The sequence below is a fragment of the Mameliella sp. AT18 genome, assembly GCF_028807275.1.
Classification (GTDB): Bacteria; Pseudomonadota; Alphaproteobacteria; order Rhodobacterales; family Rhodobacteraceae; genus Antarctobacter; species Antarctobacter albus.
Map to the genome: position 1 here is coordinate 1 of NZ_JARAMO010000010.1, position 24,839 is coordinate 24,839.

At 65.4% G+C, this 24,839-nt stretch carries 28 protein-coding genes, 1 tRNA gene and 1 pseudogene; 16 read left to right on the forward strand and 14 right to left on the reverse strand.

From position 1 onward, the window contains the following. A pseudogene (locus tag PVW46_RS00995) lies at window positions 1-197 on the reverse strand (integrase core domain-containing protein); the annotation flags it as partial. Between the two features lie 181 nt (window positions 198-378). On the opposite strand from PVW46_RS00995, the gene PVW46_RS01000 reads away from it, so the two are divergent. The 3 genes from PVW46_RS01000 (at window position 379) to PVW46_RS01010 (ending at window position 1,512) form a co-directional block, all read left to right on the forward strand. After that, window positions 379-642 carry a hypothetical protein gene (locus PVW46_RS01000; RefSeq protein ID WP_043140985.1) on the forward strand — a complete coding sequence of 88 codons (264 nt, stop codon included), beginning with the start codon at window positions 379-381 and terminating at the stop codon, window positions 640-642. Between the two features lie 109 nt (window positions 643-751). Further along, window positions 752-1,012: a hypothetical protein gene (locus PVW46_RS01005; RefSeq protein WP_043140984.1), complete on the forward strand. Its 261-nt coding sequence runs from the start codon at window positions 752-754 to the stop codon at window positions 1,010-1,012. Then, complete coding sequence (locus PVW46_RS01010; protein ID WP_069209499.1) at window positions 1,009-1,512, forward strand: helix-turn-helix domain-containing protein; 504 nt, start codon at window positions 1,009-1,011, stop codon at window positions 1,510-1,512. The genes PVW46_RS01005 and PVW46_RS01010 overlap by 4 nt, the downstream gene beginning before the upstream one ends. A 290-nt stretch (window positions 1,513-1,802) precedes the next feature. Here the strand turns inward: PVW46_RS01010 and PVW46_RS01015 are convergent. The 4 genes from PVW46_RS01015 to PVW46_RS01030 all read right to left on the reverse strand — a co-directional run bounded on the left by PVW46_RS01015 (window position 1,803) and on the right by PVW46_RS01030 (window position 5,542). After that, a tRNA-Arg gene (locus PVW46_RS01015) sits at window positions 1,803-1,879 on the reverse strand. 116 nt (window positions 1,880-1,995) lie between these two features. After that, complete coding sequence (locus PVW46_RS01020) at window positions 1,996-3,378, reverse strand: sensor histidine kinase (RefSeq protein WP_043140976.1); 1,383 nt, start codon at window positions 3,376-3,378, stop codon at window positions 1,996-1,998. A gap of 12 nt (window positions 3,379-3,390) precedes the next feature. Further along, on the reverse strand, window positions 3,391-4,809 hold the full coding sequence (locus PVW46_RS01025) for a dihydrolipoyl dehydrogenase family protein (RefSeq protein ID WP_069209500.1): 1,419 nt from the start codon (window positions 4,807-4,809) through the stop codon (window positions 3,391-3,393). Window position 4,810: 1 nt separating this feature from the next. Then, complete coding sequence (locus tag PVW46_RS01030) at window positions 4,811-5,542, reverse strand: TVP38/TMEM64 family protein (protein WP_069209501.1); 732 nt, start codon at window positions 5,540-5,542, stop codon at window positions 4,811-4,813. 386 nt (window positions 5,543-5,928) lie between these two features. Between PVW46_RS01030 and rpmH the strand changes: the two genes are divergently transcribed. From rpmH to PVW46_RS01085, 11 genes are all read left to right on the forward strand, one after another. Then, on the forward strand, window positions 5,929-6,063 hold the full coding sequence (gene rpmH, locus PVW46_RS01035) for a 50S ribosomal protein L34 (RefSeq protein ID WP_012177012.1): 135 nt from the start codon (window positions 5,929-5,931) through the stop codon (window positions 6,061-6,063). A gap of 29 nt (window positions 6,064-6,092) precedes the next feature. Then, on the forward strand, window positions 6,093-6,488 hold the full coding sequence (gene rnpA, locus PVW46_RS01040) for a ribonuclease P protein component (protein ID WP_069209502.1): 396 nt from the start codon (window positions 6,093-6,095) through the stop codon (window positions 6,486-6,488). Continuing rightward, entirely contained in the window at window positions 6,485-6,706 is a 222-nt protein-coding gene (gene yidD, locus PVW46_RS01045; RefSeq protein ID WP_043140958.1) for a membrane protein insertion efficiency factor YidD, read from the forward strand. The genes rnpA and yidD overlap by 4 nt, the downstream gene beginning before the upstream one ends. 640 nt (window positions 6,707-7,346) lie before the next feature. Next, the gene (gene ttcA, locus PVW46_RS01050) at window positions 7,347-8,210 is read left to right on the forward strand and encodes a tRNA 2-thiocytidine(32) synthetase TtcA (protein ID WP_069209503.1); all 864 of its coding nucleotides are present in this window, start codon (window positions 7,347-7,349) and stop codon (window positions 8,208-8,210) included. A gap of 55 nt (window positions 8,211-8,265) precedes the next feature. After that, window positions 8,266-9,810, forward strand: a complete 1,545-nt coding sequence (locus PVW46_RS01055; protein ID WP_274573970.1) for a putative bifunctional diguanylate cyclase/phosphodiesterase — start codon at window positions 8,266-8,268, stop codon at window positions 9,808-9,810. A 152-nt stretch (window positions 9,811-9,962) separates the two neighbouring features. Beyond that, a complete protein-coding gene (gene yidC, locus PVW46_RS01060; protein ID WP_069209505.1) occupies window positions 9,963-11,795 on the forward strand; it encodes a membrane protein insertase YidC in 1,833 nt (610 codons plus the stop codon). Next, window positions 11,792-12,535 carry an MOSC domain-containing protein gene (locus tag PVW46_RS01065; RefSeq protein ID WP_069209506.1) on the forward strand — a complete coding sequence of 248 codons (744 nt, stop codon included), beginning with the start codon at window positions 11,792-11,794 and terminating at the stop codon, window positions 12,533-12,535. Before yidC ends, PVW46_RS01065 begins: the two co-directional genes overlap by 4 nt. Beyond that, the gene (yihA, locus tag PVW46_RS01070; protein WP_043140952.1) at window positions 12,535-13,188 is read left to right on the forward strand and encodes a ribosome biogenesis GTP-binding protein YihA/YsxC; all 654 of its coding nucleotides are present in this window, start codon (window positions 12,535-12,537) and stop codon (window positions 13,186-13,188) included. The genes PVW46_RS01065 and yihA overlap by 1 nt, the downstream gene beginning before the upstream one ends. 75 nt (window positions 13,189-13,263) lie before the next feature. Further along, entirely contained in the window at window positions 13,264-14,151 is an 888-nt protein-coding gene (argB, locus tag PVW46_RS01075; protein WP_043140951.1) for an acetylglutamate kinase, read from the forward strand. After that, a complete protein-coding gene (locus PVW46_RS01080; RefSeq protein WP_069209507.1) occupies window positions 14,148-14,819 on the forward strand; it encodes a ferredoxin in 672 nt (223 codons plus the stop codon). The genes argB and PVW46_RS01080 overlap by 4 nt, the downstream gene beginning before the upstream one ends. Beyond that, window positions 14,816-15,304, forward strand: coding sequence for a SixA phosphatase family protein (locus PVW46_RS01085; RefSeq protein WP_069209508.1), 489 nt, complete (start codon window positions 14,816-14,818; stop codon window positions 15,302-15,304). Before PVW46_RS01080 ends, PVW46_RS01085 begins: the two co-directional genes overlap by 4 nt. Window positions 15,305-15,355: 51 nt before the next feature. Here PVW46_RS01085 and PVW46_RS01090 read toward each other — a convergent pair whose 3' ends face one another. From PVW46_RS01090 to PVW46_RS01130, 9 genes are all read right to left on the reverse strand, one after another. Further along, window positions 15,356-16,369, reverse strand: a complete 1,014-nt coding sequence (locus PVW46_RS01090; protein ID WP_069209509.1) for an amino acid ABC transporter substrate-binding protein — start codon at window positions 16,367-16,369, stop codon at window positions 15,356-15,358. Between the two features lie 176 nt (window positions 16,370-16,545). Continuing rightward, a complete protein-coding gene (locus PVW46_RS01095; protein WP_069209510.1) occupies window positions 16,546-17,256 on the reverse strand; it encodes an ATP12 family chaperone protein in 711 nt (236 codons plus the stop codon). Further along, window positions 17,253-17,927, reverse strand: a complete 675-nt coding sequence (locus tag PVW46_RS01100) for an HAD-IA family hydrolase (protein ID WP_069209511.1) — start codon at window positions 17,925-17,927, stop codon at window positions 17,253-17,255. The genes PVW46_RS01095 and PVW46_RS01100 overlap by 4 nt, the downstream gene beginning before the upstream one ends. Next, window positions 17,924-18,967, reverse strand: coding sequence for an RluA family pseudouridine synthase (locus tag PVW46_RS01105; RefSeq protein WP_043140935.1), 1,044 nt, complete (start codon window positions 18,965-18,967; stop codon window positions 17,924-17,926). The genes PVW46_RS01100 and PVW46_RS01105 overlap by 4 nt, the downstream gene beginning before the upstream one ends. Further along, window positions 18,964-19,338, reverse strand: coding sequence for a fluoride efflux transporter CrcB (gene crcB, locus PVW46_RS01110; protein ID WP_043140932.1), 375 nt, complete (start codon window positions 19,336-19,338; stop codon window positions 18,964-18,966). The genes PVW46_RS01105 and crcB overlap by 4 nt, the downstream gene beginning before the upstream one ends. Window positions 19,339-19,370: 32 nt before the next feature. After that, the gene (locus PVW46_RS01115) at window positions 19,371-20,000 is read right to left on the reverse strand and encodes a ferric reductase-like transmembrane domain-containing protein (protein WP_069209512.1); all 630 of its coding nucleotides are present in this window, start codon (window positions 19,998-20,000) and stop codon (window positions 19,371-19,373) included. Window positions 20,001-20,024: 24 nt separating this feature from the next. Next, the gene (locus PVW46_RS01120; protein ID WP_069209513.1) at window positions 20,025-20,507 is read right to left on the reverse strand and encodes a peptidase associated/transthyretin-like domain-containing protein; all 483 of its coding nucleotides are present in this window, start codon (window positions 20,505-20,507) and stop codon (window positions 20,025-20,027) included. Between the two features lie 117 nt (window positions 20,508-20,624). After that, entirely contained in the window at window positions 20,625-21,944 is a 1,320-nt protein-coding gene (locus PVW46_RS01125; RefSeq protein WP_069209514.1) for a replication-associated recombination protein A, read from the reverse strand. 4 nt (window positions 21,945-21,948) lie between these two features. Further along, window positions 21,949-23,322 (reverse strand): trypsin-like peptidase domain-containing protein, encoded by a 1,374-nt coding sequence (locus tag PVW46_RS01130; RefSeq protein WP_069209515.1) that lies wholly within the window; start codon window positions 23,320-23,322, stop codon window positions 21,949-21,951. Between the two features lie 129 nt (window positions 23,323-23,451). Here PVW46_RS01130 and PVW46_RS01135 point away from each other — a divergent pair, with 129 nt between their 5' ends. Together PVW46_RS01135 and PVW46_RS01140 are read left to right on the forward strand one after the other, a co-directional pair. Continuing rightward, on the forward strand, window positions 23,452-24,162 hold the full coding sequence (locus PVW46_RS01135; RefSeq protein WP_069209516.1) for a CDP-alcohol phosphatidyltransferase family protein: 711 nt from the start codon (window positions 23,452-23,454) through the stop codon (window positions 24,160-24,162). Between the two features lie 150 nt (window positions 24,163-24,312). Beyond that, the coding region (locus tag PVW46_RS01140; protein WP_274573984.1) for a transglutaminase-like domain-containing protein at window positions 24,313-24,839 on the forward strand (527 nt) is incomplete at its 3' end.

Consider the following 24,839-nt stretch of genomic DNA (forward strand, 5'->3'; position numbering starts at 1 on the left):
CTCCGCCATTGTTCGATCAGGATTTGCGCCTCGCGCAGGCTGTAGAAGATTTCACCGTCGAGCAGCTCGTCTCGGAAACGTGCGTTGAAGCTCTCGCAGTAGCCATTCTCCCAAGGCGATCCCGGCTCGATGTAGGCCGTCTTGGCGCCGACGGCTGCGATCCAGTCCCGGACAGCCTGGGCGACGAACTCGGGTCCGTAGCACGTCGGGAAGAAGCGTTGTTTTAAGGTTATGGCCGCGCGCTTCTGCCCCCCCCTTTGTCCCCTTCTTGAATGACCGGGGCCTCGGCGTCAGGCAGGTTGGCCAGACCACACGTTCGCCCACGATCATCCATGTACCCACGAAGGATACCGCGATCAGAGATACCCCTATCCCAAGATGCGCCCCGAATACCAGAACCCCGAGGGCCGCGTGGCAAAGGAAAAGGAACAGGACGCAATGGCCCTTGGCCCCAAGGAAACTGCGACCAAGCCACCTTTCCCGAAATCCCTGCCGGAACATATCGCCACCGTGCGCGAAGCCCTGTCCGACCTGGGCGAAGCAACCCCGGAACAGGTGGCTCGCCAATTCAAACGAGGCCGTGCACGCGACCGTGCGACCGCTTCCGCAAAGCCTGACTGCCCTGGGGCAAGCGCGCATTGACGACAAGGGCCGCTTTGCGTTGTGACTGCGCAGTGGGTCAAAAAATGCTATCCTTTTATTTCAAGGTGCTGACCCGGCTTTGGGTGCCCGGAAAATCAAACGGATCAAAATGCCCGGACCCGACCCGCACGCCTTCTGGATTGTCGATAGCGACCCAAGCAGCCCCCGCGCCAGCTATCATTCGTATCTCTGGACCGGCAACGGCGGGAACCGAAAAGCCCGTGCGATTGCCATTCTGAAAGGCCTGATGCGGCGGGACTGGCACTGCCGCTGGTGCGGCAACACTCTTCCCGACTATGCGCGCGCAGATGCCCGCTACTGCCGCAAGGCCGCCGCGCGGCGAAGACGTGCCGCGAAGGCAGGCGCGTGACCGGGGCGGAACTTGCGGCAGTCCGAAAGCGTGCCGGGCTGTCACAAACCGAATTGGCCCGGCAGGCTGGATGCGGGCGCCACGCCGTCAGCTATTGGGAATGCAAACCTGTGGTGGGCTTGCGCGCCTGGGCGGTCGAACGCATGGCCACAGTCCTGGACCTGCCGGATACACCCGCAGTCACACGCGCGCGGGCGGCCTGGGCTGATATGCTGGCCGCCGCGGACGCGGCGCGTGAGGCCGCGTTTCTTGTGCACGTCCGGCGACTGCAAATTCAATGCGAAACAGTCAGGGCCAAGCGACGGGTTATCTGCGGCGCGCGGACGCGCAAGGGAACACCCTGCCGTGCGAAGTCCGAACCGGGCAGGCGCCGCTGCAAGTTTCACGGCGGGAAATCGACCGGCGCCAGAACCCCGGAAGGCATCGAGCGCATTCGCGAAGCGCAGCGGCAACGCTGGGCGCGCTGGCGGCTTTGCCGCAAAGAGGGTGACAAAACGTGAGGTTTCAGGCCGCGCCCTCGCCATGGGCTGTTACTGCCTCGGCGGTTTGAAAAACAATCAAACCCGCTGCGCGGTATGGGGTGTCACTTCGACAGCCCGGCAATCAAACCCGATTTTGTGGATGCTCGCAAAAGCCTGCCCGCGCCGGTCCCTATGCCGAAAGCTGGCAGGATTGAGCATACCCCCCCCCGGTGTCGCATCGCTGCGCGTTCAAGCGTTTTCGGCATGGTGGGTATTTAGGCGGGTGAAACCACCAAATCGCCACTTTTCCCAATGTTATCAGGGGTAAGTGGCGGACCGAGGAGGATTCGAACCCCCGACCCCCTGATTCGTAGTCAGGTACTCTATCCAGCTGAGCTATCGGTCCGTGAGGGCTGCATGTACCTCCCACCTCTGCACGATGCAAGGGGCAATCCGCGGATTTTTTTTCGATCGGCCCAAAGAATTTCCGCGCAGCCCGCCCGGCACCGGAAACCCCGGTCGTCAGCCCACGTCTCCCATCGGCAGACGGATCTCGAAGCAGGTGCCGGTCTCGTCGCTGCGCGCCAGCCTCAGATTGCCACCGTGTCCGCGCACCAGTTCCGCCACGATGGCAAGGCCCAGCCCCGAGCCCCCCTTGCGCACGCCGCCCTGGAAGGGCTGGAACAGGTGATCGCGCGCCTTGGGCGGCAGGCCCGGGCCCGTGTCGGTCACCGTGATGACCCAATCCGCATCCTCGATCCGCGCGGCAATGTTGATCTCTCCCGGTTGCGAGGTCGCAACGATGGCCTGCCGTGCGTTGCGGACCATGTTCGACAGGGCACGGTAGATCTGTTCCGGATCGCCCCGCACCATCAACCCGGCCGGGATATCCTCGCTCAGCGAGACATCCGCCTCGCCGATGGCCAGTCTTTCGGCCTCGAGCACCTCGTTGGTCAGTTCGGCCAGGTTGAACAGGGTCATCACCGGCGCCGGTTCCTCGGCACGTCCAAAGGCCAGCGTGCTCTCGCAAAGAGAGACCGCCCGGGTGATCGAGTTGACCAGCTTGGGTGCCATTCGCTTGACCGCCGGATCTTCGGACATCTCGATCCGGTCCGTGAACAACTGCGCACTGGTCAGGATGTTGCGCAAGTCATGGCTGACCCGCGCCACGGCACCGCCCAGCTGCGCCAGTCGGTCCTTCTGGCGCAGGGCCTGGGTCAACTGGGTCTGCAGGGATTGCAGCGATTCCTCTGCCTCGCGCAGCTCTCGGACCGTGGCAGAGGGCTTGATGATCCGCCGCGCGTCCTCGGGCGCCTCGGCATAGGCGCCGATATGGCCCACGACCCCTTTGATCGGCTTGACCAGCAAGGACCGCACCGCCAGGAACAACAGCCCGGCCGTGATGATCGAGATCGCCGCCGACAGCAGCAGGATGCGCAGCCCGTAATCGATCATCGCGGTCCGCAGCGGCCCGCCGTCCATCGTGACCTCGATCAGTTCGCCTCCATCGCGGAAGGGATCGCCGATCACACGGATCACCGTCCATTCGCTGTCGACCAGGCAGAGGATCGCGTCCCGCATCAGCACCCAGGCCGACGCGTCGCGCAGGTCGAAGGTCTGCGCCACCTCACCCGGGATCGGCGATGACAGCATCAGTTGCCGGATCTCGTCACGCCGCAGCACCACGTTGAAGACTCCCGCGTTGTCCAGCAGTTCCTTTTCCAGCTCCGGTTCGATCATGTCGTCGGCCAGCAAGGCCAGAGAAGCGATCTGCGCCCGTTCCAGCCGGGCCAGCAGGTAATCCTCGCGGAAGCGCGCCACGGAGGGGACAAAGATCAGCACCTCTGCCACCATCACGAAGATGATGGTGAGGATCAGGAATCGTCCGGAAAGCGAGTTGACCATGTCCTACCGTACTCAGGGCAGCCAGCGCTGGACCAGCCGCACCACTTTCTTGACCGTCTCGTTCTCGAACAGCCTGGGGGAGAAATAGGCCCCCGCGGCCCGTTTGTTAATCTCCCCGATGGTCGGATAGGGCGAAACCATGTTCGAAACCGCGCTCATCTTGAGCCGGTTTGCGATCACCAGCGACCAGAGATTGATCAGCTCCCCGGCCTGATGGCCCACGATCGACACACCGACGGGGCGCCCCTTGACCACCATGACCTTGATGACACCGCGCGTCCTGCGCTCGGCGATGGCCCGGTCATTGTGGTGGTAGTCGAACCGCGCGACTTCCATCCGGTCGCCGTGGGCCTTTCGCGCCGCGTCCTCTGTCAGGCCGACCTGCGCCAGTTCCGGGCTTGTGTAGGTGGCCCAGGGGATGTGATCCGTCTTGGCCTTGGCTGGCAGCCCCAGCAGGGCAGAGCGGATGACGATCCCGGCATGATAGCCGGCAACATGGGTAAACTGCATTCCGCCCGCCACGTCGCCAATGGCGTAAACGTGAGAGTTGGTGCTCTTTAGACTGGCGTCCACCTTGATGCCCGTCTTGGTGGTCTCGACCCCGGCGGCTTCGAGGTTCAGCCTGTCGATGTTGGGTTTGCGCCCAACTGCCACCAGCAGGTGAGAGCCCCGGAACACGCGCCCGTCCTTCACTTCGACCTCGATGGCGCCCGCCTGTCCCCGCACCTCCTGTGCCAGAGCCTCTTCGGCGATCTCGATGCCTTCCTCCCGCAGGGTCTCCAACACGATCCCGGCCAGTTCCGGATCATCCTTGCCCAGCGCCCTTGCGCCTTCGATCACTGTCACCGCACAGCCCAATCGCCGATGCGCCTGCGCCATTTCCATCCCGATGGGCCCGCCTCCGATGATCAGCAGGTGTTCGGGACGCTCACGCAGCTTCCACAGGGTTTCATTGGTCAGGTAGGGCACGCCGTCCATGCCCGGGATCGGCGGCACCAGCGGAGAAGACCCGGTGGCGAGCACGATTCGCCGCGCGGTGATACGGTAATTGCCTGCCTCGACCTCGCGGTCGGATACGAAACGCCCGTATTCGCGGATCACCCGCACGCCAAAGCCCTCGAACCGCTCCTGGCTGTCCACCGGTTCGATCTGGGAAATCACATCGGCGACATGGTCCTGGGCCGCGGCGTAATCGACCTGTGGCACGGCATTGGCCACGCCATAGACGGCGGCATGCTCCATCCCGTGCGCCACCTTGGCGCTGGCAATCAGCGCCTTGGACGGCACGCAGCCGTAATTCAGGCAGTCGCCACCCATCTTGTGACCTTCAAGCAGGATCACGTCGGCGCCCATCTGGCTGGCCCCCGCGGCCACCGACAGGCCACCGGACCCGGCGCCGAGGATCAACAGATCACATGTCAGCTTTTCCATCTCAGATCCCCTTCCGGCCACGCAGGGCCTTGAGCAGGATCGGCAGGGCGGACAGGGCCGCCAGCCCGAGGATGGGCAGAATCACATGCGGGGCAAAGATGATGCCCAGGTCCGGCGTCTCGCCACGCTCGAACACCTCGCCCAGGCCCGCACCGACGGAGGTGTAGACCACCGCACCCGGGATGATGCCGAGGAAGGTCGAGATGACATAGCGGTGCACGGGCACCTCGAGGAAGGCAGGGACGAGGTTGGCGACGAAGAAGGGCACCGCAGGGACCAACCGGATCAGGAACAGCATCGACCACTGATTCTCGTCGATGCCGTCCTTGATCTTTTTCACCATGCCCTGAGAATGCTCCAGCCTGTCGCCGAGGCGCGCGCCCAAGCCCCAGCGGGCAGCCAGGAAGATTCCCGTGGCGCCCAGCGTGGCGGCGGTCACGTTGTAGAGCGCGCCGGGAAAGGTCGCGAAGAGAAAGCCGCCGGTCAGCGTGGCGATCGTGGCCCCCGGCAGGGAAAACCCGACGATGACGACGTAGACCGCCATGAACAGCCCCAGCGTCAGCAGGTAATGCGCGTCACGGAACGCCAGCAGCGCCTCTCGGTTGTCGGCCAGTGTCTGAAAGCTCAGCAGGTCGCCCAGCGTGAAGTACCCGATGATCGCCACCACGAGGATGGCCAGCAGGGGCAGGTGGCGTCGGAGGCCGGGTTTGGGCGTGTCGGTCATGTCGCTCATCGTTCGGGGCCTTTGGGTTGCGGCAGGGGCACCGCATAGATGCCCCCGACGCCACCGGGAAAACAGCCGTCTCACGCCCGCTTGATCCGGCTTGTGCCCCAGCGTGAGAAATTCACGCCCGAAAAGCCAGAGTGAAACATTTCGCGGGTCAGGCCGCATGCAAGTGTTGCAGTCGGAACCGGAAGGCCACAAAGGTTCAGTGCACCGAGGGTCGGCACGCCTGCCCCGTGTGGCCGGACGCCGCTCCGAACGCCTGTCAGGCACCCGCGCCATTGGCAAAAAAACCATGACACCCATTTGACAGGGGACGCCCGCCCCCCTATAGGCAGGGCTTCGAATTTCCTGCGCCCGAGTCGACTCGGGGGCATTGAACCGGAGTAGCCGCGATGAAACGCACCTTCCAGCCGTCGAACCTCGTCCGCAAGCGTCGCCACGGGTTCCGCGCCCGCATGGCCACCAAGGCAGGTCGCAAGATCCTGAACGCGCGCCGCGCCCGCGGCCGCAAGAGCCTGAGCGCCTGATCCCCACGCCGCCCACAGCGGAGCGGGAGATGAACGCCGACGAAAAAGCCGCCGCGGATCGCTCCGAGGCGGCCTTTTTGCCGTTGACGGTTCTGGCCCGGCGCGCAGATTTCCTGCGCGCGGCCCGTGCCCGTCGCGCTCCGACAGAGGGGTTCCTGCTGCAGGCCCGGCAACGCCAGGACGGCGAGGCAGAGGGCATCCGCGTCGGGTTCACCTGCTCCAAGAAGGTCGGCAACGCCGTCGCCCGCAATCGGGCCAAGCGGCGCCTGCGCGAAATCGCGCGCCTGATCCTGCCCGAGCAGGGCCGGGACGGCTGGGATTATGTTCTGATCGGCCGCGCGGAAAAGACTGCCTGGCGCGATTTCACCGCCCTGCAGGCCGACCTGCGCCATGCCCTGCGCAAGGTGCACGGGGGCAGCAGATGAGCCCGCTCGCCCATATCGTCGCCCTGCCCGTGCGCGCCTATCGCCTCGTGCTCAGCCCCTGGGTCGGCCACGGGTGCCGCTTTCATCCCACCTGTTCCGTCTACGCGCTGGAAGCGCTGGAAAAACATGGCGCGCTCAAGGGCAGCTGGCTGGCCGCGCGGCGCATTGCCCGCTGCCACCCCTGGGGCGGCTCCGGCATCGACAACGTGCCCGATTGACCACAGCCACGGGCACATTCGCCTCGTGCCCAGGCATTTTCCAAAAAACATGTACCATTTTCGACCGGGCTCGGCTAACGACCCCGCAGAGACCACGCATCAACAAGAGGAGGTCCGACATGAACGATCAGACTTTCTCGCGCCGCGCGGCCTCTCTCGAAGCGACCTGGGGCAACGGCTTTCGCCGATCCGTCCAGGACTAACACCGCTTCACTTCCGGCCCTCGCCTAACGCGGGTCGTTTTCCAACCAACCATCGCTGACATTCGCGCCCGGGGCCCCCCGTGCGTCGTCAGTCCATTTCAAACCAGACCAGGAGTCCGGCCGTTTTCGCGCCGGGAAACACTTATGAACAATCCCACAGTCGCTCGGCATCCGAGCACCGACATCGCCTCCACCATCGCGCAACACGGTGCGCCCAGGGTGCTTGCCGCCGCCCTGGCCGCGCTGTTCAGGGCCCCGAGAATGCGGCCTCCGCCACCGCTTGCAGAGGATCTGACCGATCATCTCAGGCGGGACGTCGGTCTGCCGCCAAAGACCTTGGTGGACAGACGCCTGGCGATCCAACCCTTCGTTCCGGCACCCGGCCCTGGCCCGCGATAACACTTGCCCAAGTCGCGGCGGGGACGTATCCCCGCCGCATGCTGGATCATGCTGACGACATTCACCCCCTGTTCCACGGGGCGCCCAAGACCACCGAGTTCAAGAAGCTCCGCAAACGGATCGTGCAGAACGTGCGCGAGGCCGTGGAGCAATACGGCATGGTCGAGGAAGGGGCCAAATGGCTTGTCTGCCTGTCCGGCGGCAAGGACAGCTATACGCTGCTCGCGGTGCTGCACGAGCTGAAGTGGCGCGGGCTGCTGCCGGTCGAAATCCTGGCTTGCAACCTCGACCAGGGCCAGCCGGGCTTTCCGGCAACCGTTCTGCCGGAGTTCCTGGAAAAGATGCAGGTGCCCCACCGGATCGAGTACCAGGACACCTATTCCATCGTGGTCGACAAGGTGCCCCAGGGCCGGACTTATTGCGCGCTCTGCTCGCGCCTGCGGCGGGGCAATCTTTACCGGATCGCGCGCGAAGAGGGCTGTTCGGCCGTCGTGCTGGGCCATCACCGGGATGACATTCTGGAAACCTTCTTCATGAACCTGTTCCACGGCGGACGACTGGCGACCATGCCGCCGAAACTTGTCAACGAAGAGGGCGACCTGTTCGTTTACCGTCCGTTGGCACATGTGGCAGAGGAGGACTGCGACCGATTCGCGCGGGCTATGAACTATCCGATCATTCCCTGTGACCTCTGTGGCAGCCAGGACGGCCTGCAGCGCCAGCAGGTCAAGCAAATCCTTGATGGATGGGAGAAAAACTCTCCCGGAAGGCGTCAGGTCATGTTCCGGGCGCTGATGAACGTCCGCCCGTCACACATGCTGGATCCGGGATTGTTCGACTTTGCCGGCCTCATGCGGGACATGGAATCGCCCAATTCCTTGAAAAACCCGGAGCCGCGTTAAGAACCGAGTTACCAGCGTCGCCTAGTCTCGCCTCATGAGGTACAAGGACACGGGCATGTTGGCGTCACTTCGCGCGCTTCCGACAACGCTGCGCACAGGCGTGCGGCGGGGTCTGCAGGGACCACAGGCTTTGGCATTCCTGCCTGCGGCGGCGCTTGCCGCCTTCTGGCTGGGGGGCGAGGCGCTGTTGCTGGTGGTTGCGTTGGGCACGCCGGGCATCTTTCTTCTGGTCGGCGTCCCCGCGGACCGGGGCGATGGCCGGTCGGGAACCGATCAGGCCGACATCGTCGACAGCATCGCGGCCACGCAATTGGCGCAACAGGCGCTGGACAATGCGCGCGCGGCCAACCTGGCGACGGCCTGCCTGCTGATCGAGGTCGACGGCCTTACCGAGGTGGCCCAGCAGACCGATGAGGCAACGGTCGACGCCCCGCGCGAACTGACCCTGGGCCGCCTGCGCAAGACCCTGCGCCGCGATGACGAGGCCGTGTGCCTGGGCGAAACACGATTCGTGATCTTCCTCGGCCCCTCGCTGCGGCTTGACCTCGAGGCATTGCTGCAACTCTCCGGCCGCCTGCAGAACGCGGTCGAAGAACCTGCATCGGTTGGCGATGCCATGCGCTATCTATCGGGGTCCATCGGGTTCTGCGGCAGCCTGCGGCTGAGCAACGACGCCTCCGGCAAGCAACTGCTGGAAGCGGCGCAGGTCGCACTTGAGGAAGCAACCGCCAATGGCCCCTCGGCGATCCGTGCCTGGTCCGAAAACATGCGCCAGGCCCACATGGAACAGCGTTCCCTGCGCAACGAGGTGGATCGCGCCCTGTCGAACGGTCAAATCCAGCCCTGGTTCCAACCCCAGATCTGCACCTCGACCGGTGCGATCAGCGGGGTCGAGGCGCTGGCGCGCTGGATCCACCCCGAACGCGGCATCGTCCCGCCCGCGCAATTCCTGCGCGTGCTCGAAGACGCCGGGCGCATGGAACAGCTGTCGGAGGTCATCCTGCAGCATTCTCTGACCGCACTGCGCAGCTGGGACCAGGCCGGGCTCGACATTCCACGCGTCAGCGTGAATTTTTCCGACCCCGAACTGCGCGACCCCCGCCTTGTCGACCGCATCCAATGGGAGCTCGACCGCTTCGGCCTGACCGCCGAACGGCTGGGAATCGAGGTTCTTGAAACCGTGATCGCAGGCGCGCCCGAGGGGATCGTGGCCCGCAACATCGTCGAACTGGGCAAGATCGGCTGCCATATCGACCTCGACGATTTCGGCACGGGTCATGCCTCGATCACCTCGCTGCGCCGGTTCCGCGTACACCGGCTCAAGATCGACCGCAGCTTCGTCACCCGCGTCGACCGCGACGAGGATCAGCACCGGATGCTGGCCGCGGTCCTGGGCCTGGCAGACCGGCTGGGCCTGGAAACCCTTGCCGAGGGCGTCGAAAGCGTGGGCGAACACGCGCTGCTGGCCCAGCTTGGCTGTGATCACGTCCAGGGCTTTGGCATCGCCCGCCCGATGCCCGTCGACAAGCTGATCGACTGGGCACATGAACATGACGCCCGGATCGCCGACGCCAGGAAACTGGGCGGCACCACCGGCTGAGCCGGAAAGCCCTTTCCGAACACCTGCCATCCCCTTGCTCGGGTTCGGCATCCATGTGCCACACCGCCCCGTCCGGCTGGATTCCGCTTGACCTTTGCACTGCGGGACGTTTGAACCCAGCGATGACTTTCAACGGATAGGTGGCCGGCCTCATGGACGATCAGAACAAGAACCTGCTTCTCGCGACCGCGCTCAGCATGGTCGTGATCCTTGTATGGTTCCTGCTGTTTCCCCCTCCGGAGCCGACTGAGGATCCGAATGCACCGGTGGCCACCGAAACCGACGCCCCCACGCCCGACGGCGTGGCAACCGCGCCGCGTGCCGCTGATCCCTTGGGCGGCGGAACACCGGCAGAGGCCCCCGCGGCCAATGCCGACACGACGGAGGCCCCCCGCCTGCCGCTGGACAGCGCCCGCCTGGAAGGGTCGATCTCGCTCACCGGCGGCCGCATCGACGACCTGCGGCTCAAGGACTATCACGTCGAACTGTCGGTGGAATCGCCCATCGTGCAGATGCTTGACCCGGTCGGCAGTTCCAACCCCTACTATGCACTTTACGGCTGGGCGCCTGGCAACGGATTGGCGCTGTCGGATGTCCCCGGGGCCAATACCTCCTGGACCATCGAAAGCGGCGAGACCCTGACCCCCGACAGCCCTGTGACCCTGCGCTGGGAAAGCCCCGCCGGGTTGATTTTCCGCCGGACCATCTCTGTCGACGAGGATTTCATGTTCTCGGTCACGCAGGCGGTCGAGAACACCGGCGACCAGACCGTGTCGCTGGCCCCCTACGGCGTGCTCGCGCGGCACGGCGAACCGGACGACCTCAAGAACTTCTTCGTGCTGTTCGAAGGCGCGCTACAGATGTCCGACGGCATCCTGGAGCAGACCAAGTACAAGAACATCCCCGATCTGGACATGCTGCCCGCCGAGGGCACGCAGGCCACGGTCGAGCGTGTGCAGGAAACCGGCTGGGTCGGGTTCACGGATCACTACTGGATGGCGACGCTGATCCCCGACGCGGGGACGCCGTTCAAGTCGGTGGTCAAATACGACGCCCGCCGCGACATCTACCAGACAGAGGCGGTGCTGCCGACCGTCGAACTGGCGCCCGGCGCCAGCCGGGAGGTCAGCAGCAAGCTCTTTGCCGGTGCCAAGGAATGGGAAACCATCCGGGAATACCAAAAGGCCGGCATCGACCGCTTCCTCGACTCGATCGACTGGGGCTGGTTCTTCTTCATCACCAAATACATGTTCGCCGTCCTGCACTGGCTGAACCTGCATATCGGCAACATGGGCCTCGCCATTATCGCTCTGACCTTGCTGCTCAAGGCGCTGCTGTTCCCGCTGGCCTATAAATCCTATGCCTCGATGGCCAAGATGAAGGAACTCCAGCCTGAGATGGAAAAGCTCAAGGAGCGCGCGGGCGACGACCGCGAGAAGCTCCAGAAAGAGATGATGGCGCTCTACAAGAAGGAAAAGGTCAACCCGGCCGCCGGCTGCCTGCCGATCCTTCTGCAGATCCCGATCTTCTTCTCTCTTTACAAGGTGATCTTCGTCACGCTGGAACTGCGGCACGCCAACTTCTTTGGCCCGTTCAACGATCTCTCGGCGCCTGATCCGACCTCGCTCTACAACCTGTTCGGCCTGCTCCCCTGGGGCGCGCCCGATCCGCAGTCGATCCTGGCCCTGGTCTTCATCGGCATCCTGCCGCTGCTTCTGGGTATCTCGATGTGGCTACAGCAAAAGCTGAACCCGGCGCCCGCCGATCCGACGCAGCAGATGATCTTTGCCTGGATGCCCTGGGTCTTCATGTTCATGCTGGGCGGTTTCGCCAGCGGCCTGGTGGTCTACTGGATCACCAACAACGTGATCACCTTCATGCAGCAGTACATGATCATGCGCAGCCACGGGTACACGCCCGACATCATGGGCAACATCAAGTCCAGCGTGAAAAAGAAGAAGGACAAGGAGCAGGACAGCAAATGACCCGTTCCTTGACCGCGATCTGGCGCTTTCCGATCAAGAGCCACGGCCGGGAAGAGCTGGACGCGGTCACGCTGAGCGCCGGGCAGTGCCTGCCCTGGGATCGCCATTGGGCTGTCGCACATGACCAGTCCGGCGCCGACGGATCGGAATGGGTCTCCTGCCGGAACTTCTCGATCGGCAGCAAGGCCCCCGCGCTGGGGGCCATCTCTGCCCGGCTGGACGAGGCATCGGCCACGGTCACGCTCTCACACCCGGACCGGGACGACCTGACCCTGCGGCCCGACGACGAAGGCGACAAGCTGATCGCCTGGGCCGGCGGATTCATCCCGGACACCCGCGCGCAATCCGCCCGGGTGGTGCGCGGCAGGACCCGCGGCTTTACCGACAGCGATTTCCCCTCGATCACACTGTGCAACCTGTCCTCGCACCGGGCCGTGGAACAGCGGCTGGGCCATGCCCTGTCGATCCACCGCTGGCGCGGCAATCTCTGGTTCGATGGCGGCGCCCCCTGGGAAGAGTTCGACTGGATCGACCGCGAGGTACAGATCGGAGAGGCGGTTCTGATCCCGCGCGAACGCACGGACCGCTGCCTTGCCACCCACAACAATCCCGACACCGGAAAGCGTGATCATGACGTGCTGGGCACGCTGGATCACTGGGATCACCGCGATTTCTCGGTCCGGGCCGAGGTCGTGCGCAGCGGACGGATCGCGCTTGGCGACCGCGTGGAGGTTCTGTGATGCAACTTGCCTTTCCCGTCGCCGAGGAACCGGACGACGCCGCCCGCGAGGCGGCGCGCAAGCTTTTCGTCGGTCACGAGGTCGATTTCCTCAAGGGCGTCGTCGGCATGGATGGCCTGCCGCCCGATGACCGGGCCGAGGTCTGCTTTGCCGGCCGGTCCAACGTCGGCAAGTCCAGCCTGATCAATGCGCTGACCGGGCGCAAGGGGCTGGCACGCGCGTCGAACACGCCGGGCCGCACGCAGGAAATCAACTATTTCACCCTGGGCGCCGATCACTACCTGGTCGACCTGCCCGGTTACGGATTTGCCAACGCGCCCGTGGACGTGGTCGCGCGCTGGCAGGCCCTGCTGAAATCCTATCTTTCGGGCCGGGTCAGCCTGCGCCGTGCTTTCGTGCTGATCGATTTCCGCCACGGGATCAAACCCGTCGACGACGAGATCATGACCCTGCTGGACCGCTCCGCCGTGACCTTCCAGGCGGTTTTGACCAAGGCCGACAAGGTCAAGGACAAGGATAAGGACCGTATCCTGGCGCAAGTGCGCCAGGGGTTGTCGAAGCACCCCGCCGCCTACCCGGAAATCGTCCTGACCAGCAGCGAAAAGGGGGATGGCATCGCCACCCTGCGCGCGATCATCGCCGGGCTCAGCTGATCGCGGTCCTGCCCTCTGGAAATCCCGCCCCGCGCGGGGCATTCTGGGTATAGCCCCCTGCCTGGAAGACCCGAGATGAGACGACAGAACATGAACAGAGACTGGATCGCCACCGCCCGGACCCTCTCCGAGGCCCTGCCCTTCATGCAGCGCTACACCGGCGCCATTGTCGTGGTGAAATTCGGCGGCAACGCGATGGGCGACGACGCGGAAATGGCCGCCTTTGCCCGCGACATCGTTCTGATGCGCCAGGTGGGCGTGAACCCTGTCGTGGTGCATGGCGGCGGGCCGATGATCAACGACATGCTCAAGCGGCTGAACATCGAAAGCAAGTTCGTCCGCGGCAAGCGCGTTACCGACCAGGCCACCGTCGAGGTGGTCGAGATGGTTCTGACCGGCCTCGTGAACAAGCGCATTGTCCAGGCGATCATGGACGAAGGCGGCCGCGCGGTCGGCCTGTCGGGCAAGGACGACGACCTGATGGTCTGCGAACCGGACGATCCCGAACTGGGATTTGTCGGTCGCCCGATCGAGATGAACGTCCAGGTCCTGCGGGATCTCTTTACCGCCGGGATCATCCCGGTCGTGGCCCCGGTCGCCACCGGGACAGAGGTGACGGAAACCTACAACGTCAACGGCGACACCGCCGCCGGCGCCATTGCCGGCGCGCTCAAGGCCGACCGCCTGCTGCTCTTGACCGATGTGCAGGGCGTCAAGGGACCGGACGGCGAGGTGGTGACCGAACTGTCGCCGGATGACGTGCGCAAGTTGACCGCCGAGGGCGTGATCGCGGGCGGCATGATCCCCAAGACGGAAACCGCGCTCAAGGCCATCGAAGAGGGCGTGCGCGCTGTGGTCATCATCGACGGGCGCGTGTCCAATGCCTGCTTGCTGGAGCTGTTCACCGAACATGGGTCGGGGTCGATGATCCGCTCCGACAACCGGCCGCCCCTGCCGAAATGACCCCGAGGGACCTGCAGGACGCCGACATCGCCGCCGCCCGTGCCGGGCTTCGGCTGCGCGGCGCCCTGCACCCGGACAGCGAAGACGGCGCGCCCGAGGGCACCGGCACCCTGTTGCTTCTCGGCCCGGACGAGCCGCATTTCTGGCCTCTCTTCACCGCTGCCCCCGAATACCTGGACGGTGCGCCCGATCCGCTCGACCGCTGGTCGAAACGGGTGCTGTCCGCGGTGGCCGAGGACTGGGGCGGAACGGCGATCTTTCCGTCGGACGGACCACCCTATGCGCCGTTCCTGTCCTGGGCGCTGGGAACGGGCCGCGCATGGTCGTCGCCGGTCGGGATGCTGGTGCACGATGCCGCCGGGCTCTTCATCAGCTACCGTGGCGCCATTGCCCTTCCGGTGCGCCTGCCGCTGACACCCACCGGCACGCAGCCCTGCGGCACCTGTCCGCGCCCCTGCGAAACCGCCTGTCCGGTGGGGGCACTTGGGCCCGGTCAAACCTATGACGTGGCGCGCTGCAAGGCCCATATGCTGACACCCGAGGGCATGACCTGCCGGACCGAGGGCTGTCTCGTTCGTCGCGCCTGCCCCGTCTCTGACGGTTTCTCGCGCAGGGCAGCGCAATCCGCCTTTCACATGCGGGCTTTCCTTGGGGCAGATGCGCCTTGAAACAGCTCATCCTGATCCGCCACGCCAAATCCGATTGGAGCCATGGCCTACCCGATCATGATCGGCCACTGAACAGCCGGGGCCGCCGTGCCGCGCCTGCGATCGGCGATTGGTTGCGCGAAAAGGGATTTCTTCCGGACGACATCCTGTGCTCGACGGCAACGCGCACGCGCGAGACGCTGGCCCTGCTGGGGGCCAAAGCCCCCGTTCGCTTCGAACCGGCGCTTTATCACGCGGCCCCGGAAACCATGCTGGAGATCCTGAAAACCGCAGCGGGCAACAGCGTGATGATGCTGGGCCATAACCCGGGCATCGCGGCGCTCGCCGAAGACCTGCTGGAAACGCCCCCGGATCACCCGCGCTTTGCCGCCTACCCGACCTGCGCCACGCTGGTGGCCCGTTTCGACATTGACGACTGGCGTCGCCTGCAACTCGGTACCGGGACCGCAGAGGCCTTCATCGTGCCGCGCGATCTCACCGACTGACGCGGGCGCCCCTGTTTCTACTCTGCAAGAATCCCCGAAAGGCGTCCGAATTCAGCGGAACGGCGGGCTATACAGCAACCCGCCATCGGTCCACTGCAGGTTCAACCCGCGCGACAGGCCGATAGGCGTCGTCTCACCGATGTTGCGGGCAAAGATCTCGCCATAGTTGCCGCCGGCCTTGATCGCCCGCACGGCCCAATCCGCATCCAGGCCCAGCATCTCGCCCATCAGCCCGCTGGTGCCCAGCAGGCGCGCGATTTCCGGGTTGTCCGTGCTCTCGCGCATCTCGTCGATGTTGACCGAGGTCACGCCCAGTTCCTCTGCCGAGATCAGCGCGTTCAGGACCCAGCGGACGACGTCAGCCCATTCGTCGTCCCCGTGGCGCACCACCGGACCCAGCGGTTCCTTCGAAATCACGTCGTCCAGCAAAAGGTGATCACCCGGCGCCTTGAAGGCGGCGCGGATTGCCGCCAGTTCCGAGGCGTCTCCGGTAAAGACCTCGCATTCGCCTTCCAGGTAGAAGGTCTGCGCCTGCGCCGTGCTTTCGACAGCGACCGGCTCGTAGGTGATGTTGTTGCGGGCGAAATACTCGTCCAGATTCATCGCCGTCTTGGTGTCCGGCTGGACGCAGACGCGCTTGCCGTTCAGCTCCGTCGGAGAGGAAACACCCAGCGTCTTGGGCACCATGAAGCGCTGCCCGTCATAGTAGTTGATCCCGGCGAAATCGACCTTCACGCCAACGTCGGTGGCAAAGCTCCAGGTCGTATTGCGTGCCAGCACGTCCAGGTCCCCGCCAAGAAGCAGGGTAAAGCGCGTGCGGTTCGTGGTTTCGACGAATTCCACCGCCGAAGGATCGCCCAGCACCGCCGCCGCGATGGCACGGCACAGGTCCACGTCGAACCCCGCCCATTCGTCGCGCGAATCCCGCGAGGCAAAGCCGATCAGGCCGGAGTTGACGCCGCAGTTCAGGACTTCCCTGTCCTTGACGTCCTTCAGCGTGCCGGCCGAGGCGCCGCCGACGGCACAGGCCAGGAAGGCCGTCGCGCATAGAAGTAACCTCAGCATGCCGTTCTCTAACCCCGGATCTCGCTTGTCACAGACCGGCCCCCGCCGGACAAAAAAACGGAGGGGTCCTTGATCCGATCCCCCCTCGACGCTGGGCCAATTTGGGCGGATTCCCGCCCAAAGGTCAAGCAAGGATGCCACCCGGAAAGGCAAGGTTCCGCCCGTCCCGATCCTGTCTAACCATCTGCGAGCGAATGGAAAACACTCGCATGCAGGAACTCGCCGCGTTTTCTTTGGGCAATTTCGGCGGCTTCTTCATCGACACCCCATTGCTCTTCCTGCCAGGTCTCGTCGATCCGCGACAGCGCCCAGGCCTCTTCGGGTGCACATGCGCCCCGGATCACCGCCAACGCCAGCACCAGCGAACCGGACATCGACACGAGGTCATGGAAAGCGGCCAGGTGGAACGGCGATTGCCCGTGCACCTCTGCGCTCAGCCGGTCCAGCGCCTGCGCGTCCTGCGGCTGGTGGATGACCCCCGCCACGGGCACGAGCCTGGCGCCATAGGTCGCCTCGGCCCAGTCCAGCAAGGGGTCCCAGCCCTGGCGCTGACGCTCTGCCAGCCCTTCCGGATCATCGGCACGATAGCACAGCAGATCGCTGTCACCATAAGCGGCCAGCATGTCGGCCACGGCCGCATGCTGCGGCGTCACCTTGTCCAGGGCGGAATTGGCCATGCGGGTAAAGGGCATCGAGGTCGGATCGACCTTGTCCTCCTGCGTGGCCCATTCGCCGGCGATCTCACGCGCAAGGGCCTCTGTCGGCACCACCAGCGCGGTCTTGGCCGGGGTCTTGACCCCGCGCCCGTCCAGCGTGACGGCAAAGCCGCTCTCGACCGGTGTCACCTCGGCGTTCTGCCAGAAACGTTTGAGCGCCCATTCGCTCATGTCATGCCCTCCAGGACGGTTTCTATGGCGCGTTCCAGCCCGGCGGCATCATCCACGACATGTTCCGCCCCGGCCAGAGCCTCGGGCGGATGATACCCCCACGTCACGCCGATACGCGGCATACCAGCGGCCTGCGCCATTTCCATGTCATAACTCGTGTCGCCGATCATCATCGCCCGCTCGGGGTCCACCCCGGCTTCATCCAGGGCGTTGAACAGCATCGCGGGATGCGGCTTGGACGGGTTGTCATCGGCACATTGCCGGGTGACGAAGCGCTGTGTCAGCCCGTGGCTTTCCAGAAGCGCGGTCAGCCCGCGCCGCGACTTGCCCGTGGCGATCCCCAACAGCACGTCGTCCCGCGCCGACAACCGATCCAGCAAAGCCGGGATGCCGGGATAGAGCGGCGAGGCCTCTGGCCCGCCCTTCATCCGCAATTCGGCATAGGCGTCCTTGTAAGCCTCGACCAGGCGCGTGCGCTGCACCGGGCCAAGCTCGGGCGCGAGATGCGAAAAGGCCTGCGGCAGGGACAGGCCGACGATCGCCAGGATCGCCTCGCGCGTCGGGCGTTTGATCCCCTCGCTGGCAAAGGCGATGCTCATGGCGCCCAGGATATCGCCCTGGCTGTCGACAAGCGTCCCGTCGACGTCGAAAATCACGAGGCTCAGGCTCATTGCAGTTCCTCGAAAGGATCGTCGGCGGCGATATCCTCGGTCCAGCCCAGCGTGTCCCAGCTTTGCGCCATGTGATCGGGCAAGGGCGCGGTCAGGGTCAGTGGCTTGCCGGTGAAGGGATGTTCGAACCGCATCGAGCGTGCGTGCAGGTGCAACTTGCGCGAGATCATCCCACCCAGTTGTGCGCCCCAGCCATCGCCCAGGTTTTCCTGCCCCGAACCGCCGTATTTGCCATCCCCGATGATCGGATGTCCGATCTCTGCCATGTGCGCGCGCAGCTGGTGGGTGCGGCCTGTGATCGGCTCCAGCGCCACCCAGGAGGCGCGGCCCGCGACGCGGTAAAGCGTTGCATACAATGTGTGTGCACGCTTTGCACCTTCTGTATGCGCCATGTCGCGCGGGTGGACGCACAGCATCTTTTCACCCTCGCCGTGGTGGCCGTGGCCCGGTGCTTTGACCAGGCCATACCGGATCTCGCCCAGGTAAGGCGTAGGCACACCGGCCACCAGCGCCCAGTATATCTTGCGCGTCAGCTTGTGCCGGATCGCGGCGGTCAGCGCCTTGGCCGCCTCGCGTGTCCGCGCCAGTACCAAAACGCCGGATGTGTCCTTGTCCAACCGATGCACCAGCCGAGGTTTCTCGTCGTAGCCAAAGGTCAGCGCCTCGGCCAGGCCGTCGACGTGGCGGGTCTGCTTGCTGCCGCCCTGTGTCGCCAGCCCGGGGGGTTTGTTGATCGCGATCAGGTGATCGTCCTTGTAGATCACGCAATCGCGGATCATCTGCGCATCCTGGTCCGAAACGGCGGGTTTCGGCGCGCTTTCCACCTGCCCGGGTTCGGGCAAGGGCGGGATGCGGACCTGCTGACCGACCTCCAGCCGGGTCGAGGCCTTGACACGCGCGCCGTCGACGCGCAGCTCACCCTTGCGGCACATCTTTTCGATACGGCCCTGCGCCAGTTGCGGGAAATGCCGCTTGAGCCAGCGGTCAAGCCGCTGGTCGCCATCGCCCGGGCCCACGGTCACGGTTTGAACTCGGCTCATGTAACAGCACTCCGTGCAAGGGTGAGACCGGCAAGGAGCGCCGCCAGCGACAGGATCACGGATCCCGCGACATAGACCGCCGCCAACCCGCCCTGTCCCCGTTCATACAGGGTAATCGCATCCAGCGAAAAGGCCGAGAAGGTGGTGAATCCGCCCAGCACACCGGTCATCAGCAAGGGCGCATAGCGGTTCGCACTGAGGTGCAGCAGGGCCACCACCAGAACGCCCATCAGGAAGGATCCGACGATGTTCACGGTCAGCGTGCCCCAGGGGAATCCCTTGCCCAACAGGCGCGCCGCGGCGATGCCTGTCATATAGCGGGCCGAGGCGCCAAGGGCGCCGCCCAGCGCAACTTGCAGAAGGGGCGTCATGGGCGCGGACATGGCGGCGAGGGGCGCGGATGTCAAGCGCGGCCGGGCCGGGTGTCGCGACGGTGCCGCCAACGCCGCAGCGGCTTGAGCACCCGCAGGTCCAGCAGGGCCGCCCCGGTCGCCACCAGCACCGCCAGGCAAAGCCCCCATTTCGTCACCGGTTCCATCGCGCCCTGGATCTGCACCGCATGAACCACCGTCGAGACGGCGATCACCAGCGCCAGCACAGCGTGCACCTGCTGCCAGAGGCGGGGCCGCAGCCCGATCCGCCGCCGCAACCCGGCCAGCAGCGCGGTCAGCAGGACGGCCCACATGGCCGCAACGCCATAGACGGAAAACGGCGTCGGCGAGACCAGCAATAGCGCGTCAAGCGTGTCCGGCGGGCTGGTCACGTATAGACCCGCCACATGCAGCACCACGCCGGCGGTCAACACAACCCCCAGCCAACGGTGCCAGCGCCGCCCGCGCGGGCCACCCGCGCCGGGCAGGTAGCCCGCTGCCAGCAGCGGCTGCAAAACCATCAGCGCCAGGCAGAAAATGCCGGCAAAGCCCCCAACGATATAGGCGGCGCCGCGATAGGATAGCAGCGGGCTGGCAGCGGCATAGGCCACCGGCACCGCCATCAGCGCCAGCACGGCACCCCAGATCAGCAGCGCGCGCATGGGTTTGTGGCCGCCCGGCACACCTCAGGCGGGTTGCAGAACGAAGTCCGCCGACACGGCGGTGTCTTTGGCGCTTGGCATCACGGGTCGCAGGAAGACGGTCTTGAAGCGGCCGTCGTCATAGGCCAGATGCGCGTGCGGCTGGCCGAAGTTCGGGACGATCTGTTCCATCTCCAGCTCGAAAGAACCATCCGCCCGGGTCAGCACGCTGCCATGATTGCGCGGCTCGCGCTCTCCGCCCAGCACGGTGGCGGCCCAGATCTGGATTCGAAGGTTTTCCAGCGGCGCGCCGTCGCCTGCGCGCAGCACCTTGCCCCGGACAAAGAACCCGCGGCCCAGGTTTTCGACCAAGGGTGCGCCGGGCCGATAGTTGTTGCTGCCGCCCCGCATGGATCGGGTCGGCGCCAGTCCGGCGGCCAGCGCCCGCCCCGGCGCCTGGGCCAGAGCGGCCCCGGCCAGCCCTGCGGAAATCAGAAAGGCGCGGCGGTTGTAGAACGGAACGGTCATGGCGGCGTCTCCTCCTTGGCCGTCGGCACGGCGGTTCGGGAAAGTCGTGAGGCCAAGCCTAGGCCGTTCGGCCCCGCGTTTCACCCGTCCGCCCACCACAATGCCGTGAACGCCGCCCTAGCCGCCCTTTCGCTGCGACCTCAGGCGCGCGAAGTAATCCACCCGCTTGCGCAGGTCGCGTTCGAACCCGCGTTCCACCGGCTCGTAGAAACTGGCGCGGTCCATCTTGTCGGGGAAATAATCCTGCCCGGAAAACCCGTCCTCGGCATCGTGGTCATAGGCATAGCCCGCGCCATAGCCCTGATCCTTCATCAACCCGGTGGGCGCGTTCAGGATATGCTTGGGCGGCATCAGGCTGCCGGTCTTTTTCGCCGATGCCCGCGCGGCCTTGTAGGCGACATAGGCCGCGTTCGATTTCGGCGCCAGCGCCAGGTAGACCAGCGCCTGCGCGATGGCGAGTTCCCCCTCAGGGCTGCCCAGCCGTTCGTAGGTTTCCCAGCTTTGCAGGCAGACCGCCTGCGCCTGCGGATCGGCCAGGCCGATGTCCTCGACCGCCATGCGAGTGATGCGGCGCGCCAGGTATCGCGGATCTTCGCCCGCCTCCAGCATCCGCGCGTACCAGTAGAGCGCGGCATCGGGATCAGACCCACGCACCGATTTGTGCAGCGCCGAGATCAGGTTGTAATGGCCATCCCCGGACTTGTCGTAGACGGCGGCGCGCTTCATCAGCCGCGTCTTCAACCCGTCCGTGTCCAGCGGTTTTGCCAGCCGCCAGGAGGTCACCTGTTCAACCAGGTTCAACAGCGCGCGCCCGTCGCCATCGGCCATGTCCAGCAGGGCGGCACGGGCCGATGCGTCCAGCGGCAGGTCCCGGCCCAGTTCGCCCTCGGCCCGCTTGACCAGGGCCTCGAGATCGTCTTCGCCCAGACGTTCCAGCACCAGCACCTGCGCCCGGCTGAGCAAAGCGGCGTTCAGTTCAAAGGACGGGTTTTCCGTGGTGGCGCCCACCAGCAGGATCGTCCCGTCCTCCATGTGCGGCAGGAAGCTGTCCTGTTGTGCCTTGTTGAAACGATGGATCTCGTCGACGAAAAGCAGGGTGCCCTGCCCGGTGCGGCGGCGCTGTTTCGCGGCCTCGAAAACCTTGCGCAGCTCTGGCACGCCGGAAAAGATCGCGCTGATCTGGACAAAATGCAGGTCGGTGGCATCCGCCAGCAACCGCGCGATGGTGGTCTTGCCCACCCCCGGCGGCCCCCAGAAGACGATCGACCCCAGCGTGCCCGCCTCCAGCATCACGCCCAGCGGCGCGTCCGGTCCCAGCACCTGGCGCTGGCCGATCACCTCGTCCAGCCGCCGGGGCCGCAGCCGGTCGGCCAGCGGGCGCGGTGCGCTGTCGGCCACGGCGGAGTCTGCGGCCCCGGTATCAAAGAGATCGGCCATCCGGTCAGGCCCGGAAGCGCAACAGGAGCCGGCGGTTGCCGCGCAGCACCTCGATCTGGACCAGCGGGCCGGGACGGCGCAGCAGGCGATCCACGTCGCGCGGCGCCTCGATCCGGCGGCCGTTCACGCCCAGCAGCCGGTCCCCGGTCTGAAGGCCGACCTGGGCGCCGAAGGGGCCGGGATCCAGCACGACAATCCCCTCGGAGTCCACCGGCAGTCCCAGTTCCGAAACCACCGCCGGATTGGCCCGCGCCACCTGCAACCCCGGCAGGACGGTGCGTTCGCCAAGGTCGACCATCTCGCGCGGCGGGCTGTCGGGCGGGGCGATCATCGGAACGGTGGCGATCTTTTCCTCGCCCCGGCGGACATAGATCACCTCGGCGGACCGGCCGATCCCGCGCATCGACATGCGGAACAGCATCTCGGCGGGTGTGTTCACCGGCGCACGGTCGACCTCGGACACTACGTCGCCCACCTGCAGGCCTGCGGCGGCAAAGGGGCTGTCTTCGTGCATCTCGGCGATGACCACCCCACCGGGCAGGTCAAGGCCCAGGCTGTCCGACAGTTCCGCCGTCACCGGCTGTCCGACCATCCCCGCCCAGGGCCGCTGGAACCGGCGATGGCCTTCCTGTGCCTGTTTGACGAATTGCGCCACCAGCCCCGCGGGGATGGCAAAGCCGATACCGTTCGACCCGCCCGAACGCGTCAGGATAGAGGTGTTCACGCCGATCAGCTCACCCTGCACGTCGATCAGCGCCCCGCCGGAATTGCCCGGGTTGATCGGCGCATCGGTCTGGATAAAATAGCCGCGCGCATTGCCCGTCGCGGTGCCCGACCGCGCAAGCCCGGACACGATACCCGAGGACACGGTCTGCCCGATGCCGAAGGGGTTGCCGATGGCCAGCACCAGCTCGCCCACCTCGACCGTGTCACTGTCACGCAGATCCAGGTGCGGCATGTCCTCGGCGCCGGCCAGCCGCATGATGGCAAGGTCGGATTCCTCGTCCGCCAGCAGGATTTCCGCGTCGTATTCGCGCCGGTCGTTCAGCACCACGCGGATGTCCGTCGCCTGGCCCACGACATGATAATTCGTCACCGCGATGCCATCGGCAGACAGGATCACACCGGACCCCAGCGAATTCTGCACCCGGGGCCGCTGTTCGAACTGGCGAAAGAAATCGCCAAAGACCGGGTCGCCGGCAAAGGGGCTGCGCTGTTCGACGACGCGGCGGGCATAGATGTTGACCACAGCCGGGGCCGCCTCTTTCACGAGGGGCGCGAAACTGAGGCTGATCTCACCCGGGCTCTGCGGCACGCGCACGTCCTGCGCCGCCGCCGGGACCGCCAGCATAATTAGACAAACAAAAGCTCTGAGCATGAAAATCCTCCGGCTATCTCGGACCCCTAGCATATGTCCCCCACCCCGGTCCGATGCAAGCGGCGCCCGCGCCCGGCACCAAACGCTTGGGCAATTGCAACCCGTGCACATTTGCTCCATGACGGTTTCATGACGTCACGATTGAAGCCCGAGACCAGTGCGCTCTGCGTTCACCTTCTGACCGCCACCGGGGCGGTCTTTGCCATGCTGGCGATGCTGGCGGCGGTGCAGGAAAACTGGTCGCTCATGTTCCTCTGGCTGGTCGTGGCCTTTGCCGTCGACGGCGTGGACGGACCTCTGGCGCGGAAATACGACGTCAAGACCTTTGCCCCCCGGTTCGACGGCGTCCTGCTGGACCTGATCATCGACTACCTGACCTATGTCTTCATCCCGGCCTTCGCTCTGTTCCAGTCGGGGCTGTTGCCGGGCTGGACGGGCTGGGTGGCGATCATCCTGATCACCTTTTCCAGCGCCATGTATTTCGCCGACAACCGCATGAAGACAGAGGACAATTCCTTTCAGGGCTTTCCCGGCTGCTGGAACATGCTGGTGCTGGTCCTTTTCGCCATCAAGCCCGATTTCTGGGTGATCCTGGCGCTTGTCGCCGCGCTGGCGCTGGCCATGTTCCTGCCGTTGAAATTCATTCACCCGGTGCGCACCGCGCGCTGGCGGATGCTGTCGCTGCCCATCGCCCTGGCCTGGACGGTCTTTGCCGGCTGGGCCGCCTGGGTGGATTTCCACCCGCAAAGCTGGGCGCACTGGGGGCTGGTCGTGACCTCTGTCTACCTGCTGTTTGCGGGCGTGGCCCAACAGGTCATCCCGGCCCGCAAGGCGGCCTGACCGTCGTCATAGCCCTGCCGGTTTATTCGGCACAGCCCGTTATTTGAGCACCCCAACCAGAGGCTATGGCTTTCGCCCGGCGCCCAATGATGTTTGGGTAAAGGAACTGGCCGGGCGCCACAGGCCCGGGCCGCAACCGGACGAGGGACCATGCGTATCAACCTGGGCTGCCGGATTTCTATCGAGCTTGCCGCGCCCACACCGCTGATCTGCTTGCTGAACGTGCATTATTCCCGCGCCAGCGATCTGGAACGGCCCGACCTGCTGCTGACCGATCCCGGCGTCCCGGTCGAGGCCTATCGCGACGGGTTCGGCAACTGGTGCAACCGGCTGGTCGCGCCCGAAGGCCGGATGACCATGACGACGGACGGCACGCTATTCGATGCCGGGTTTTCCGACCCCGTGGGGCATGAGGCGCAGCAACATGCCGTCGAACAACTGCCGGTCGAGGCGCTGGGGTTCCTGCTGCCCAGTCGCTACTGCGAAAGCGACGTTCTGTCGGAATTTGCCTGGGACCGGTTCGGCGACACGCCCCTTGGCTGGTCCCGGGTGCAGGCGGTCTGCGACTTCGTGCATACCCACATCCGCTTCGGCTATGAGCACTCGCGTCCCACCCGCACCGCCGCCGAGGCGCTGAACGAGGGCGTCGGCGTCTGCCGCGACTTCACCCATCTGGC

Excerpts from the sequence above, each read along its gene's own strand:
- PVW46_RS01115 (WP_069209512.1), bottom strand. The coding sequence starts at position 20,000 with ATGCGCGCGCTGCTGATCTGGGGTGCCGTGCTGGCGCTGATGGCGGTG.
- PVW46_RS01120 (WP_069209513.1), bottom strand. The coding sequence starts at position 20,507 with ATGACCGTTCCGTTCTACAACCGCCGCGCCTTTCTGATTTCCGCAGGG.
- PVW46_RS01095 (WP_069209510.1), bottom strand. The coding sequence starts at position 17,256 with ATGAGCGAATGGGCGCTCAAACGTTTCTGGCAGAACGCCGAGGTGACA.
- PVW46_RS01090 (WP_069209509.1), bottom strand. The coding sequence starts at position 16,369 with ATGCTGAGGTTACTTCTATGCGCGACGGCCTTCCTGGCCTGTGCCGTC.
- PVW46_RS01080 (WP_069209507.1), top strand. The coding sequence starts at position 14,148 with ATGACCCCGAGGGACCTGCAGGACGCCGACATCGCCGCCGCCCGTGCC.
- PVW46_RS01000 (WP_043140985.1), top strand. The coding sequence starts at position 379 with ATGCGCCCCGAATACCAGAACCCCGAGGGCCGCGTGGCAAAGGAAAAG.
- PVW46_RS01005 (WP_043140984.1), top strand. The coding sequence starts at position 752 with ATGCCCGGACCCGACCCGCACGCCTTCTGGATTGTCGATAGCGACCCA.
- PVW46_RS01105 (WP_043140935.1), bottom strand. The coding sequence starts at position 18,967 with ATGAGCCGAGTTCAAACCGTGACCGTGGGCCCGGGCGATGGCGACCAG.
- PVW46_RS01055 (WP_274573970.1), top strand. The coding sequence starts at position 8,266 with ATGTTGGCGTCACTTCGCGCGCTTCCGACAACGCTGCGCACAGGCGTG.
- rnpA (WP_069209502.1), top strand. The coding sequence starts at position 6,093 with ATGAACGCCGACGAAAAAGCCGCCGCGGATCGCTCCGAGGCGGCCTTT.
- argB (WP_043140951.1), top strand. The coding sequence starts at position 13,264 with ATGAGACGACAGAACATGAACAGAGACTGGATCGCCACCGCCCGGACC.
- yihA (WP_043140952.1), top strand. The coding sequence starts at position 12,535 with ATGCAACTTGCCTTTCCCGTCGCCGAGGAACCGGACGACGCCGCCCGC.
- yidD (WP_043140958.1), top strand. The coding sequence starts at position 6,485 with ATGAGCCCGCTCGCCCATATCGTCGCCCTGCCCGTGCGCGCCTATCGC.
- yidC (WP_069209505.1), top strand. The coding sequence starts at position 9,963 with ATGGACGATCAGAACAAGAACCTGCTTCTCGCGACCGCGCTCAGCATG.
- PVW46_RS01020 (WP_043140976.1), bottom strand. The coding sequence starts at position 3,378 with ATGGTCAACTCGCTTTCCGGACGATTCCTGATCCTCACCATCATCTTC.
- PVW46_RS01025 (WP_069209500.1), bottom strand. The coding sequence starts at position 4,809 with ATGGAAAAGCTGACATGTGATCTGTTGATCCTCGGCGCCGGGTCCGGT.
- rpmH (WP_012177012.1), top strand. The coding sequence starts at position 5,929 with ATGAAACGCACCTTCCAGCCGTCGAACCTCGTCCGCAAGCGTCGCCAC.
- PVW46_RS01030 (WP_069209501.1), bottom strand. The coding sequence starts at position 5,542 with ATGAGCGACATGACCGACACGCCCAAACCCGGCCTCCGACGCCACCTG.
- PVW46_RS01135 (WP_069209516.1), top strand. The coding sequence starts at position 23,452 with ATGACGTCACGATTGAAGCCCGAGACCAGTGCGCTCTGCGTTCACCTT.
- ttcA (WP_069209503.1), top strand. The coding sequence starts at position 7,347 with ATGCTGGATCATGCTGACGACATTCACCCCCTGTTCCACGGGGCGCCC.
- PVW46_RS01125 (WP_069209514.1), bottom strand. The coding sequence starts at position 21,944 with ATGGCCGATCTCTTTGATACCGGGGCCGCAGACTCCGCCGTGGCCGAC.
- PVW46_RS01065 (WP_069209506.1), top strand. The coding sequence starts at position 11,792 with ATGACCCGTTCCTTGACCGCGATCTGGCGCTTTCCGATCAAGAGCCAC.
- PVW46_RS01100 (WP_069209511.1), bottom strand. The coding sequence starts at position 17,927 with ATGAGCCTGAGCCTCGTGATTTTCGACGTCGACGGGACGCTTGTCGAC.
- PVW46_RS01130 (WP_069209515.1), bottom strand. The coding sequence starts at position 23,322 with ATGCTCAGAGCTTTTGTTTGTCTAATTATGCTGGCGGTCCCGGCGGCG.
- crcB (WP_043140932.1), bottom strand. The coding sequence starts at position 19,338 with ATGACGCCCCTTCTGCAAGTTGCGCTGGGCGGCGCCCTTGGCGCCTCG.